The following is a 13,080-nucleotide window of genomic DNA, read 5'->3' as shown; positions in this document are numbered from 1 at the left end:
CCGCCACTACTTCCCCTTCCACACCGGCTCGCGCTTTTCGGCGAACGCGCGAAAACCTTCCATACTGTCCTCGGAACCATAGAGGGCATCGACCGTCGGCAGCTGGCGGCGCGTTACCTTGTTCATCGCGTCCTGGAAGGTGAGCGCCTCGGCCACGCGCGCCGTCTCCTTGATCGCGGCAAACACCAGTGGCGGGCCGCCGGCGAGCAGCCGGGCGATCTCCCAGACGCGGTCTTCAAGCTTCTCCTTCGGCAGCACCTCGTTGACCAGTCCCCAGCGATGCGCCTCGGCGACATCCATCCAGCGGCCGGTGAGCAAAAGGTCCATGGCGACATGGTAGGGGATGCGCTTCGGCAATTTGATCGTCGCGGCATCGGCCAATGTGCCGGCGCGGATCTCGGGCAGCGCGAAGGAGGAATGATCGGAGGCGTAGATGAGGTCGCACGACAGCGCCAGCTCGAAGCCGCCGCCCACCGCCATGCCGTTAACGCAGGCGATGACGGGCTTGTTGAGGTCGCGCAGCTCCTGCAGCCCGGCAAATCCGCCGACGCCATAGTCGCCGTCGACCGCATCGCCGCCGGCCGCCGCCTTCAGGTCCCAGCCGGCGCAGAAGAACTTGTCGCCGGCGGTCTTGACGATGGCGACGCGCAACTCCGGATCGTCGCGGAATGCCTTGAACGTCTCGCCCATCAGCCGTGAGGTCTTGAGGTCGATGGCGTTGGCCTTGGGCCGGTCGAGCGTGACCTCAAGGATGGTGCCTTCCCGGCGGGTCGAAATGACATCAGACATTCTTCTTGTCTCCCAGCACCAGCAGTGCATCGGCGATCCAGGCGCCCTTACCCTGCGTGCAGACGATCAACGGGTTGATGTCGAGTTCCTCGATCTCGCCGGCATTCTGTTGCACGAAGGCGGCAATGCCGGAGATGGCGTCGATGGCAGCCGCGACGTCGGCTTTCGGCCGGCCGCGATAGCCTTCGAGCAACGGGAACAGTTTGAGGCCGCGCAACGCCGCCTCGATGTCGTCGCGGGTTGCCGGCAGCATCAGCGTGACGCTGTCGCGCAACAGCTCGACCAGCACGCCGCCGGTGCCCAGCGTCATCACCGCGCCGAACATCGGGTCACGGGTGAAGCCGACGATCAGTTCGGCGACACCGTCGCGCACCATGTGCTCGACATAGAGGCCGGTGCCGAGCGGCAGCAGGTCATGCGCCGCCGTGCTGACGGATTCGGCGTCCTTGAGGTTGAGCCTGACAGCGCCGACCTCGGATTTGTGGGTGACGCCCAGCGCCTTCAGCGCCACCGGAAAGCCGAGCGCCATCGACGAGATCACCGCCTCGACGGCATTGGCGGCGCGTTCGCCCTTGGGCACCGGCAGGCCTGCCTTGATCAGCCGCGATTTTGCCTCGGCCTCGTCGGGCGTGACGTGGTCGCCGCCAGGCGCGCCAGAGGCGGACGTGTCGATCGGCTGCGCCTGCGGCTCGCGCCACGCCCAGCCGATGAAGGCTGCCGCCTGGGCGGCATCCATGGCCTCGGAAATGCCGAACAACGGCACCATGCCACGCGCCATCAGCCCGGCCGTGTACTCCTCCGGCAGGTTCTCCGGCAGCGAGGACACGATCGCGCCTTGCGCCTTGTTGGTCTTCAGCGCCGATTCGAAGGCGCGCAGCGTCGCCCACCAGTCGGTGTCCGAGCACCGGTCGGGGCGCGGGAAGTCGAGCACCAGCATGTTGAGGTCGAAGCCGCCCGACACCATGGCGGTGAAAGTGGCGGTCATCGCCGGCTCGTTGTTCCAGATGAAGGTGTGGTAGTCGAGCGGGTTGGCCACCGCAACCAGCGGCCCAAGCGTCGATTTGACATGAGCGCGGTGCGTGCCGGTCAGGTCAGGGAAATTGACCCAGCGCCCTTCGGCGCTGTCTGCCATGACCGACGCCTCGCCGCCCGAGCAGCTCATCGACGACAGCCGATAGCCGGGCAAAGGTCCGGTGACGTGCAGCAGCTTCAGCGCCTCGATGAAGGCCGGAATGGAATCGACACGGGCAATGCCGAGCCGCCTCAGGAAGGCGCCCGAGGCCGCGTCCGAGCCGGCCAGCGAGGCGGTGTGCGAGACTGTCGCCTGCCGCGCCTGTTCGGAGCGGCCGACTTTCATGGCGATGATCGGCTTCCTCAGTTCGCGGGCGCGGGCCGCCAGCCGTTCGAATCCGGCTACCGAATCGAAGGCCTCGATGTGCAGGCCGAGCGACGTGACCCGCTCGTCCTCGATCAGGCCAAGCGCCATTTCGGACAGGCCGGTCTGCGCCTGGTTGCCGGCGGTCATCAGGAAGGCGATCGGCAGGCCGCGCTTCTGCATCGTCATGTTGATGGCGATGTTGGACGACTGGGTGATGATGGCGACGCCTTTGCCACCCTCGGCCAGCCTGATGCCACCATGCTGGTCGGGCCACAAAAGCGCGCCGTCGGCATAGTTGATCAGGCCATAGCAGTTCGGTCCGATGATCGGCATCTGGCCTGCCGCGGCAACCAGTTCGGCCTGCAGACGCTCGCCGTCGTCGTCATAGGCCTCGGTCTCGAGGAAGCCGGCGGCAAAGCAGACGGCGCCGCCGGCGCCGCGTTCGGCCAGCGCCTTGACCACCTCGATGGTCAGGTGGCGGTTGACGCCGACAAAGGCGGCGTCAGGCGCGCCGGGCAGGTCGGCCACCGAACGATAGGCCTTGCGGCCGGCGACCTCGTCCTTGGTCGGATGCACCGGCCAGATCTCGCCGGCAAAGCCCATCTTGATTGATTGTGCGACAACTGCGGCAGCCTGCGCGCCACCGAAGACAGCGATCGACTTCGGCCGCAGGAGACGTTCGAGTTTATGCATGATGGCCTTCTCGTTGGAGCATGATCTCAGGACAAACGAGATCGTTTGTCCGAGAAAACCGGATTCCACTTTTCGGGATCATGCTCAGGCTCCAAACGGGCGCAGCAGCGCCCGCGAAATAATGTGGCGCTGAATCTCGGACGTGCCTTCCCAGATGCGCTCGACGCGCGCGTCGCGCCAGATACGCTCCAGCGGCAGGTCGTCCATCAGCCCCATGCCGCCATGGACCTGGATCGCTTCATCGGCGACGAAGGCAAGCATTTCAGTGGCCTTCAGCTTGGCCATGGCCATGTCCTGATCAGTGACGGTGCCCTGATCGTACTTCCAGCCGGCTTCGAACACCATCAGGTCGGCGGCCTTCAGTTCGGTCGCCATGTCGGCAAGCTTGAACGACACGCCCTGGAACTTGCCGATCTGCTGGCCGAACTGCTGGCGCTGCGCGGCATATTCCACGGCATGGCCAAGCGCCCGCTCGGCGCGGCCGAGACAGGTGGCGCCGACCTGCAGGCGCGTTGCACCGAGCCAGGAATTGGCGACGTCAAAGCCCTTGTGAACCTCCCCAAGAACCTGGCTTGCGGGCAGCCGGCAATCGTCGAATTCAAGGATGGCGTTGGTGTAGCCGCGATGCGAGACGTTGCGATAGCCGTCGCGCACGGCAAAACCTTTGGTGCCCTTGTCGACGAAGAAAGCGGTGATCTTCTTGCGCTTGCCGCGCGGCGAATCCTCTTCGCCCGAAGCCATGAAACAAATCGCGAAATCGGCGAGATCGGCATGGCTGATGAAATGCTTGGTGCCGTTCAGCACCCAGTCGTCGCCATCCTGCACCGCGGTCGCCTTCATACCGCGCAGATCGGAACCGGCGCCTGGCTCGGTCATCGCCAGGCAGTCCCATTTCTCGCCGCGGATGCAAGGGAACAGATATTTTTCGCGCTGCTCCGGCGTGCCGGCCAAAAGGATGTTGGAGGGACGCGCCACGCAGGTCCAATGCAGCGCGTAGTTAGCGCGGCCGAGCTCCTTTTCATAGAGCAGCCAGGTCACCGTATCGAGCCCGGCGCCACCGACGTCCGCCGGCATGTTGGCGGCGTAGAGGCCGGCTTCGATCGCCTTGGCCTTGATCTCCTCGATCAGCTCGCGGCGCAGCACGCCGGTGCGTTCCACCTCGCGTTCATGCGGGTAAAGCTCGTTCTCGACGAAGGCGCGCGTCGTTTCGACGATGAGCTTCTGTTCCTCAGACAGACCGAAATCCATGCTGTCAGCCTTTCTTCTTGCCGGTCTTCTTCTTCGGCTTCTCGGCTTTCTTCACCGGCTTGCTCGCCTTGGCCTTTTCTGCCGCCTTGGAGGCCGTCGGCTTCTTCGCCGCCAGTTTGGCCAGCTGCTTGGTATAGTCCTTGTGCAAGGCGCCGGCACCCCAGCCCTTGCCTTTGTTCTGCTTCGACAGCGCGTCCATGATGGCGACCAGATTGTCGTCGCGGATCTTTTCCAGTTCGCGGATCGACAGGCCGTGCGCCTGGTCGTCCGACTGCGTGGCGATCAGGTCGACCAACTCGTCGTTGAACTCCGGCACGTCCATCAGCTTGGTCCATGGCCACTTAAGGCACGGGCCGAACTGCGCCATGAAGTGGCGCATGCCGGCCTCGCCGCCGGCGACGCGATAGACCTGGAACATGCCCATCTGCGCCCAGCGCAGGCCGAAGCCATAGCGCATGATATCGTCGAGTTCCTCGACCGTGCAGATGCCGTCCTTGATCAGCCACAGCGCCTCGCGCCATGCGGCTTCGAGCAGGCGGTCGCCGACGAAGGCCTCGATCTCCTTGCGGATGACGACAGGCTTCATTCCGATCGAGGCGTAAATCTCCTTGGCGACCTCGATCGCCTCCGGGAAGGTCTGTTCGCCGCCGACGATCTCGACCAGCGGCAGGAGATAGACCGGGTTGAACGGATGGCCGACGACCAGCCGCTCCGGGTGCTTCTTCATCGCCACCTGCATGTCGGTCGGCTTGATGCCGGAGGTCGAGGAGCCGACAATGGCGTTGGCCGGCGCATGGGCATCGATCTCGGCCAGCACGCGGTGCTTGAGGTCGAGCCGTTCCGGCACGCTTTCCTGGATGAAATCGGCGTCCGCCACCGCCTCGGCGATGGTCGCGGCAAAGGTCAGTCTGCCCTCTTTCGGCAGGCCGCCGGGCACCATCTGCTTGTAGGCGCGGCGTGCGCCCTTCATCACTTCGCTGACCTTGCGCGACGCCTCCGGATCGGGATCGAAGATCGAAACGTCGATGCCGTTGAGCAGCAGGCGCGCCATCCAGCCGGCGCCGATGACGCCGCCACCGATGGCGGCTGCCTTGTTGATGATGCTCATGCTGGGGCTCCGGTTCTTGTCGTGGCGGTTGTGGGATCGATGAGGGGCACGCGCTCGCCGGCGCGGATCACTGACGCGTCGTAGGCCTTGCGGGCAAAGACTTCGAGCACGAACGGCCGGAAGAATTCGATCGGCAGCGTGTCATAGTCGGGGTCGAAGCTCGACTGGTCCCAGCGTTCACAGAATTGGTCGCAATCGTCGAAATAGGCGTGGCCAGCGAAGCGGTCGCGCGCATGGCGGTTGCCGCCGAGGTGATGGGCATAATAGAGCCGCTGGAAATCGCCGTGCTTCTCCACCACCCAGGTGCATTGCTCGCGCACGAACGGCTTCAGGATCGAAGCGGCGTATTCGTCGTGATTGTAGGGCGCATAGATGTCGCCGATATCGTGCAGCAGCGCGCAGGCGATCCAGTCGGTGTCGGCACCGTCGCGCCAGGCGCGTGTCGCCGCCTGCAGCGAATGGCCGAGCCGGGTGATCTTGTAGCCCGACAGGCCCTCGTCGAGCTGGACCAGAGCGTCGAGCAGCCGCTCGCCGGTCTTGGCCGCGTAGTCGATTTCGTGCGCGGTCAGGAACTCGTAGTCGTCCCGGTCGCCATCCTTCATCGCAGTGAACTTGACGGTAGTCATGCCGACCTCCCGGTTATCTTACTGGGAGCATGATCTTTTCCGAAAACCGGTTCCCACTTTTCGGGATCATGCTCTGGTTATGCCGCGATTGGCGCCCGCTTGGTCAAGTTCAGCTTCTTGCGCACGTCTTCGGGCCCGAGGATCCTGGCGCCCAGATTGGTGACGATGCTGGCGGCGCGCTCGACCAACTGCGCATTGGTTGCCAGCACGCCCTTGTCGAGCCAGAGATTGTCTTCCAGCCCGACGCGGACATTGCCGCCGGCCAGCACCGCGGCGGCGGCATAGGCCATCTGGTTGCGGCCGATGGCAAAGGCCGACCAGTTCCAGGTCGACGGCACATTGTTGACCATGGCCATGAAGGTGTTGAGGTCGTCAGGCGCCCCCCACGGCACGCCCATGCATAGCTGCACCAAAGCGTCAGGATTGAGCACCTTCTCCTCGACCAGCTGCTTGGCGAACCACAGATGGCCGGTGTCGAAGGCCTCGATCTCCGGCTTGACGCCGAGTGCCGTCATCATGCCGCCCATGGCGCGCAGCATGCCAGGCGTGTTGGTCATGACATAGTCGGCCTCGGCGAAGTTCATGGTGCCGCAGTCGAGCGTGCAGATTTCCGGCAGGCACAGGCGCACATGCTCCATACGGTTGGTGGCGCCGCCCATGTCGGTGCCTTTTTCATTGAGCGGCAGCGGCGCTTCCGGCGAGCCGAACACCATGTCGCCGCCCATGCCGGCGGTCAGGTTCAGGATGACGTCGACGTCTGCCGCGCGGATGCGCTCGGTCACTTCGCGGTAGAGATGCAGGTCGCGCCTGGGCTTGCCGGTTTCGGGGTCGCGCACATGGCAGTGCACGATCGCGGCGCCGGCCTTGGCCGCATCGATGGCCGAATCGGCGATCTGCTTGGGCGAGCGCGGCACATGCGGGCTGCGGTCCTGCGAGCCGCCGGACCCGGTCACGGCACAGGTAATGAAAACCTCACGGTTCATCGCGAGCGGCATCGAAATCCTCCCAATCAAGATTGCCACGCATGTCGCCCAAAAGTGGGAACCGGTTTTGGGACAACGACATGCACAAGAACTGCCCCAACAATGCCTGACTTGTCGGAAACTGTTTTGCGTTTTACGAAGGGCATATGATCAAAAGCGAAAAACCAACGATCTTTCGCGCCGAGCGCTCGCCGCTCAAGGTGACGCTACTGGTGTTTTCCGGCTCGTCCATCATGTGCGTGGCGTCGGCCGTCGATCCCCTGCGCGCCGCCAACCGCATCTCCGGCGAGACCCTGTTCGATTTCAAGCTGGTCTCTGTGACCGGCGAGGCTCCGGTCACCACCTGCGGCCTGCCGGTGGCGGTCAGCGGACGTTTCGACGCGGCCGATCCAACCGACGTTCTTGTCGTCGTCGCCGGCTTCGGCACCCAGAATTACGCAACGTCGGCTCTGTTGTCAGGCCTACGCCGCGCCGCCTGGACGGCGCGGGCCTGCGGCGGCGTCGAGGCCGGCACATGGCTTGTCGCGCGCGCCGGCCTGCTGGAAGGGCGCAGCGCCACCACTCACTGGGAGGACATGGAGGATTTCTCGTCGGCCTTTCCCGGCGTCGACGTCCGCCCGGACCGCTATGTCATCGACGGACCGGTTTTCACCTCGGGCGGTGCGTCGCCGACCTTCGACCTGATGCTGCATCTCATTCGCACCCGCCTCGGTATGGCCGTCGCCCTCGATGTCGCCAGCGTCTTCATCTACGACCAGGCGCGCGCCGCGACCGACGCCCAGCCGCTGGTCTCGCTCGGCCGGCTCGATGGCTACGATCCGCGGCTGGCGCAAGCCATCCGATTGATGGAAGCGCATGTCGACCAGCCGCTGACCATAGAAGCGGTGGCAAAGCGCGCCGGCGTGACGGCGCGAACGCTGGAGAGCATTTTCCGCAAGTCGATCGGCGAGACGCCGGGCGCCTACTATCTCAGGCTTCGGCTGGGGGCGGCGCGCCGACTGGTGGTCGACACCCGGGTGGCTATGGCCGATATTGCCGGGCGGACCGGATTTTCGTCCGCCGCCGCGTTTTCCAGAGCGTTTTCGAGAGCTTTTGGCGAGGCGCCAGTCAGACTACGGCGCGGTTGGTGAGTATCCAGTCGGTCGCAGCGGCGAGGTCATCTACCACAGCCGTGGGGGCCGGATTGAAACGTGTTTCGTCGTTTGGGCGATACTTGCCTGTCCGCACAAGCAGCGCCGCACCAAGCCCGGCGCGCAGCGCGCCGGCGACATCGCTCTCGGCATCGTCGCCGACCATGACCGCATCGGCGGCCGAGCAGTTCATATTGGCAAGCGCCGAAAGAAAGAAGTCCGGTGACGGCTTGCCGAGCACGACAGGGCTTCGATTACTGGCGAATTCGAGGGCGGCAACGAAGGCGCCCGTGTCGAGGCTGAGCAGACCGTCTGCATCCTTGAAGGTGCGATTGGTGGCGAGCGCCACAAAATCGGCGCCGGCCACCAGCTCGCGGAACGCCCGGTTGAGCCTGGCATGATCGAAGGCTTCGCCTGCATCTCCGACGATGACGGCCCGCCCATTTGCGCCGTCCAGTCCGGAAAACTCAGGCTCCAGGTTGGGATGGACGAGCAGATGCGGTGTGAGGCCGTGCCTGCGCAGCCATTCGACGGCGGCACGCGCCGGCGTCAGCAATTCCTCTTCTCCAACCTCGACGCCGAAGGCGGTAAGTTGCGCGATGATTGCCTTGTGTGGTGAGCGAGTTGTGTTGCTGACAAAGCGGAGCGGCAAGCCCGCATTGCGCAGGCGCTCGATTGCCGAGACAGCGCCCGCTATCGGGGTGTCGCCATTGTAGACGACACCCAAAAGGTCCAGAAGCACCGCGCGTACCATCGGTGAAGGATGACGAAACAGGCTCCGTTCGTCAAACCACAGGGACCATCAAGCGACATCACGGCTTTCGTGGACAATGCGCGAGCGCATGCTCTTGGCCAGCACCGTTTCAAGTCGCGCTGCAACCGCGCGATCCCATTCGTTTGTGCGCTGCGTGCTGTCTTTCGGATGCGGCATTGCCATCAGCCGGTCGATGATCGATCCGGCCTCGCCAGGTGAGAGCAGGGCGTCGATTTCGCGTTCGTTCTGCATATCGGTTCGCCTCCTTCTTCCTCTCCCGCCACGAGCCAGTCTTATACGAGATACGTGACGGCAGTTTGAAGGCAAGAGCGAGGTCATTGAGGGGCGGCAAAGGGCAAAAACCGTGTCGTCGGAGCCGGCCTTGCGCAAAGCCGTTCCTGCGTCTGGCCAGGCCAGGTCGGAGACTTCTACAGCCGCTTCTCGAACAGCACGGTGGTGAAGCCGCTGTCCCATTCGTCGTCGGGGTAGCGATCCTTCTCGACATAGCCGACCGCTTTGTAGAGCGTCTGGCTGCGCAGGTTGAACGTGTCGGTTTCCAGCCGCGCCTGCGCAAATCCGGCGGCAGCGATCGCCTGTTCGGCATGGGAAAGCAGCTTGCGGCCGACGCCTTGCCCTTGGCGCGACGCCATGACGTGCAGGGCCTCGATGAAGTCCGCGCGCCAATGGATCAGGCCGGCGACGTCGCCATCGATCTCGGCAATGGCAAATTCCGGCCAGCTCTGGTCGACATAGCGCCCGCCAATGTCCGACTCGACGTAGCGTTGCGCCGATTGCTCGGTGATATGCGGCAACCAGGTGCCTTCGAATGTTTCCTGCAGCACCTGCTTCAACGCCGGGATATCGCTTGCCTGCGCCCGGCGCACGATGATTCGGTCCTCTGCCACGTTCCGTCTCCAGTCACCGCCGCGCGGCCCTTCGGCAACGCGGCCTGTCCATCCTGCGCGGACGCCCCGCGCGAAATGGCCTGACTAGCAGAAGGCAACGACGGCGGCTTTCAGCCAGAGGTGGTGGATATCGGGTCCAGAGATCGGGATTCACACGTACCGGTTGACGATGTTTTCCAGCAATTCCTGGCGGCCGGACCTTGGCTGCGGCTCGATTTTCTTCTTGACGACGCGCTCGGCGATGTCTTCCAGCGTGCGCTTGCCGGCAAGCATCGCCTTGCCCTCAGCCGTGCTCCAGCCGGCATAACGTTCAGCCAGCGGCCCCGACAGCGCCTTGTCCTCGACCATGCGGGCCGCGGCCTTGAGGCCGCGCGCGCACGAATCCATGCCGCCGATATGACCGATCAACAGATCCTGCGGGTCGAGCGACTGGCGGCGCAGCTTGGCGTCGAAATTGGTACCGCCGGTCTTGAAGCCGCCGGCCTGAAGCACCTGGTAGTAGGCCAATGCCATTTCCGGCACGTTGTTGGGGAACTGGTCGGTGTCCCAGCCCGACTGGTAGTCGTTGCGGTTCATGTCGATCGAACCGAAGATGCCCAGCGCATTGGCCAGCGCCAGTTCGTGCTCGAAGGAATGGCCGGCCAGGATGGCGTGGCCCTGCTCGATATTGAGCTTGACCTCCTTCTCCAGCCCGAAGCGCTTGAGGAAGCCATAGACCGTCGCGACATCATAGTCGTACTGGTGCTTGGTCGGCTCCTGCGGCTTCGGCTCGATCAGGATGGTGCCCTTGAAACCAATCTTGTGCTTGTAGTCGACGACGAGGCTGAGGAACCGGCCGGCCTGTTCCTGCTCACGGGCAAGGTCGGTGTTGAGCAGCGTCTCATAGCCCTCGCGCCCGCCCCACAGGACATAGTTTTCGCCCTTCAGCCGCTTGGTGACGTCGATGCAGTGCTTCACCGTCGCCGCCGCATAGGCAAACACATCCGGATCGGGATTGGTGGCGGCACCCGACATGAAGCGGCGATTGGAGAACAGGTTTGCCGTGCCCCACAAAAGCTTGACGCCGGTCTGCTTCATCTTGGTGGCGAAATAGTCTGCGATCTCGTCGAGGCGCGCCGCACTTTCGGAAAAATCCTTGCCTTCCGGTCGCACGTCGGCGTCGTGAAAGCAAAAATAGGGCGCGCCGAGCAGCGAGAACATTTCGAAGGCGACGTCTGCTTTCAGTTTTGCCAGCTCCATTGTGTCGACGCCGCCCGCTTTCGGGAACCAGGGACGGTCGAAGGTCTGGCCGCCGAACGGATCGCCGCCCGGCCAGGCGAAGGAATGCCAGTAGGCGACGGCAAAGCGCAGATGGTCTTCCAGCCGCTTGCCGGCCACCACCTCATCGGGATTGTAGAACCGGTAGGCCAGCGGATTGGTCGAATCCGGTCCCTCGTATTTGATCTCTTTGATGTCGCCGAAAAATCCGCTGCTCATGATCTTTGTCCTCTTTCGAATAGTTCGCCCTGATTACCTCAGGCGTAATTGGTTTCGTTCTTCCGCCGGTCGAAAAGGCTCAAGTCAAAGCCACTCAACAAAGGAGACAGACCATGACCGACCTCATCAAGATCGCCGAAGGCTACATCAGCGCCTGGAACGAAAGCGACGCGGACCGCCGGGCAGCCTTGCTCAACGCGACCTTCACCGACGACGTCAGCTACCGCGATCCGTTGATGCAGGGCGATGGCCATGCGGGTGTCGCGGCGCTGATCGACGGCGTGCAGCAGCGCTTTGCCGGCTTCCGGTTCTCGCTGAAGGGCACGCCGGACGGTTTTGCCGATAAGATCCGCTTTTCCTGGAACCTCGGCCCGGAAGGCACCCCTTCCGTCATCGAAGGCACCGACATCGGCGTCATCGAGAACGGCCGCCTGAAAAGCGTCACCGGCTTTCTCGACAAGATCCCGGCGCAGTGAGCGGCAAGGCCGCGGCGTGGGCGAGAACTCACTCACGCCGTGGCCACCTTGATGGCCGGGTACAGCGCCCGGTAGCGTTGATAGGCATCTGCATAGACGCCGCCGAGTGCCGCATCCGGTTCGATCGTGGCATCCGTCGTGGGTGCCGTGCAGATGCTCAGCGGATCAGCACCGGTCGCCGCGATCAGGCCGAGCCGCGCCGCGCCGAAGGCGGCGCCGAAATCGCCGTCGGCGGGAATGTCGACAGGCAGGCCAAGCGCGGTGGCGATCGCTTTCAGCCAGTAGCGCGAGCGCGAGCCGCCGCCGATCGCCGTCACCCGTGTCAAGGTCGTGCCGGCCTTGGCCAGGGCTTCTAGGCTGTCACGGAAGGCAAAGGCGACGCCCTCGAGCACGGCCTGCGTCAGCACCGCGCGGCTCGATTCATGCGCCAGGCCGGTGAACGCGCCGCGGATGGCGGAATCATTGTAGGGCGTGCGCTCGCCGGAGAGATAGGGCAGGAAAGACACGCCGCTGGGCACCTTCAGCGTATCGCCGAGTTCCGCGGTCAGTTCGCCAGCGCCTTTGCCGGTGATCTCCGCCAGCCAGTTCAGCGAATCGGTCGCCGACAGGATGACGCCCATCTGATGCCAGGTGTTGGGAAGCGCGTGGCAGAAGGTGTGGACGGCGCTTGCCGGGTTGGGCAGATAGGAAGCATTGGCGGCAAACAGCACACCCGATGTGCCGAGCGAGACGAAGGCGTGGCCCGCGCCCACCGTGCCCATGCCGCAGGCCGAGGCGGCATTGTCGCCGGCGCCGCCGGCGATCGGGATGCCGGCTTGCATGCCCCATTTCGAGGCCAATTCGCTGCGCAAGGCTCCGGCCTTCTCCGTGCCCTCGACCAGCGACGGCATCTGCTTCTCGTCGAGCGATGTCGCCGCGAGCAGGTCCGCACTCCAGTGCCGCTTGCCGACATCGAGCCAGGAGGTACCGGCCGAATCCGACATCTCCGAAATGTGTTCGCCCGAAAGCCAGAGCCGCAGGAAATCCTTGGGCAGCAGCACTTTTGCGACCTTGGCGAAGACCGCGGGCTCATTGTTCTTCACCCAGGCAAGCTTCGGGGCGGTGAAGCCGGGAAACACGATGTTGCCGGTCAGCTGGCGGAAGCGCGGGTCGGCGTCCAGCGTCGCCGCCTCGGCGTGGCTGCGCGTGTCGTTCCACAGGATGCAGGGCCGCAGTACCTTGTCGGCGGAATCGAGCAAGGTCGCGCCATGCATCTGCCCCGACAGGCCGATGCCTTTCACCGCAGCGAGCTGGCTTGGATGGGAAGCCTTCAGCTCGGCAACTGCTTCTTCGCAGGCGCGTATCCAGTGGGACGGATCCTGTTCCGACCAGCCCGGATGCGGCCGCGATACGTCGAGCGATGCATGGCCGGAGCCGATGACAGTCTGCTCGGCATCGATCAGCAGCGCCTTGACGCCCGATGTCCCGAGATCGAGGCCGAGATACATGATTTCCTCCCATGCCATTTAATTTTT

The 13,080-nt window shown here is 64.2% G+C and carries 13 protein-coding genes; 2 read left to right on the top strand and 11 right to left on the bottom strand.

The genetic code is table 11. The features are described from left to right. Positions 1–6: 6 nt before the first annotated feature. The 6 genes from B5V02_RS15635 to bcoG all read right to left on the bottom strand — a co-directional run bounded on the left by B5V02_RS15635 (position 7) and on the right by bcoG (position 6,837). A complete protein-coding gene (locus B5V02_RS15635; protein WP_111545022.1) occupies positions 7–789 on the bottom strand; it encodes a carnitinyl-CoA dehydratase in 783 nt (260 codons plus the stop codon). Then, on the bottom strand, positions 782–2,860 hold the full coding sequence (locus tag B5V02_RS15630; protein WP_111545021.1) for an acetate--CoA ligase family protein: 2,079 nt from the start codon (positions 2,858–2,860) through the stop codon (positions 782–784). Before B5V02_RS15630 ends, B5V02_RS15635 begins: the two co-directional genes overlap by 8 nt. An 84-nt stretch (positions 2,861–2,944) precedes the next feature. After that, entirely contained in the window at positions 2,945–4,108 is a 1,164-nt protein-coding gene (locus tag B5V02_RS15625; protein ID WP_111545020.1) for an acyl-CoA dehydrogenase family protein, read from the bottom strand. Between the two features lie 4 nt (positions 4,109–4,112). Further along, on the bottom strand, positions 4,113–5,216 hold the full coding sequence (locus B5V02_RS15620; RefSeq protein ID WP_111545019.1) for a carnitine 3-dehydrogenase: 1,104 nt from the start codon (positions 5,214–5,216) through the stop codon (positions 4,113–4,115). Then, a complete protein-coding gene (locus tag B5V02_RS15615) occupies positions 5,213–5,842 on the bottom strand; it encodes an HD domain-containing protein (RefSeq protein ID WP_111545018.1) in 630 nt (209 codons plus the stop codon). Before B5V02_RS15615 ends, B5V02_RS15620 begins: the two co-directional genes overlap by 4 nt. A gap of 77 nt (positions 5,843–5,919) precedes the next feature. Next, positions 5,920–6,837: a 3-dehydrocarnitine:acetyl-CoA trimethylamine transferase BcoG gene (bcoG, locus tag B5V02_RS15610; RefSeq protein ID WP_111545017.1), complete on the bottom strand. Its 918-nt coding sequence runs from the start codon at positions 6,835–6,837 to the stop codon at positions 5,920–5,922. A gap of 134 nt (positions 6,838–6,971) precedes the next feature. Between bcoG and B5V02_RS15605 the strand changes: the two genes are divergently transcribed. Next, complete coding sequence (locus B5V02_RS15605) at positions 6,972–7,955, top strand: GlxA family transcriptional regulator (RefSeq protein WP_111545016.1); 984 nt, start codon at positions 6,972–6,974, stop codon at positions 7,953–7,955. Here the strand turns inward: B5V02_RS15605 and B5V02_RS15600 are convergent. From B5V02_RS15600 to xylA, 4 genes are all read right to left on the bottom strand, one after another. Further along, on the bottom strand, positions 7,933–8,697 hold the full coding sequence (locus B5V02_RS15600) for a TIGR01458 family HAD-type hydrolase (protein WP_342633860.1): 765 nt from the start codon (positions 8,695–8,697) through the stop codon (positions 7,933–7,935). The genes B5V02_RS15605 and B5V02_RS15600 overlap by 23 nt on opposite strands. A gap of 60 nt (positions 8,698–8,757) precedes the next feature. Further along, on the bottom strand, positions 8,758–8,961 hold the full coding sequence (locus tag B5V02_RS15595; protein ID WP_111545014.1) for a hypothetical protein: 204 nt from the start codon (positions 8,959–8,961) through the stop codon (positions 8,758–8,760). Between the two features lie 176 nt (positions 8,962–9,137). Next, complete coding sequence (locus tag B5V02_RS15590) at positions 9,138–9,614, bottom strand: GNAT family N-acetyltransferase (RefSeq protein WP_111545013.1); 477 nt, start codon at positions 9,612–9,614, stop codon at positions 9,138–9,140. A gap of 150 nt (positions 9,615–9,764) precedes the next feature. Continuing rightward, on the bottom strand, positions 9,765–11,090 hold the full coding sequence (gene xylA / locus B5V02_RS15585) for a xylose isomerase (protein WP_111545012.1): 1,326 nt from the start codon (positions 11,088–11,090) through the stop codon (positions 9,765–9,767). Positions 11,091–11,203: 113 nt separating this feature from the next. Here xylA and B5V02_RS15580 point away from each other — a divergent pair, with 113 nt between their 5' ends. Next, complete coding sequence (locus tag B5V02_RS15580) at positions 11,204–11,566, top strand: nuclear transport factor 2 family protein (RefSeq protein ID WP_111545011.1); 363 nt, start codon at positions 11,204–11,206, stop codon at positions 11,564–11,566. A 32-nt stretch (positions 11,567–11,598) separates the two neighbouring features. Here B5V02_RS15580 and xylB read toward each other — a convergent pair whose 3' ends face one another. Beyond that, a complete protein-coding gene (gene xylB / locus B5V02_RS15575; RefSeq protein ID WP_111545428.1) occupies positions 11,599–13,053 on the bottom strand; it encodes a xylulokinase in 1,455 nt (484 codons plus the stop codon). Positions 13,054–13,080: the final 27 nt, after the last annotated feature.

Origin of the sequence: Mesorhizobium kowhaii (assembly GCF_003253745.1) — a bacterium.
Lineage (GTDB): Bacteria > Pseudomonadota > Alphaproteobacteria > Rhizobiales > Rhizobiaceae > Mesorhizobium > Mesorhizobium kowhaii.
This window is presented reverse-complemented; position numbering and strand designations above follow the sequence as displayed.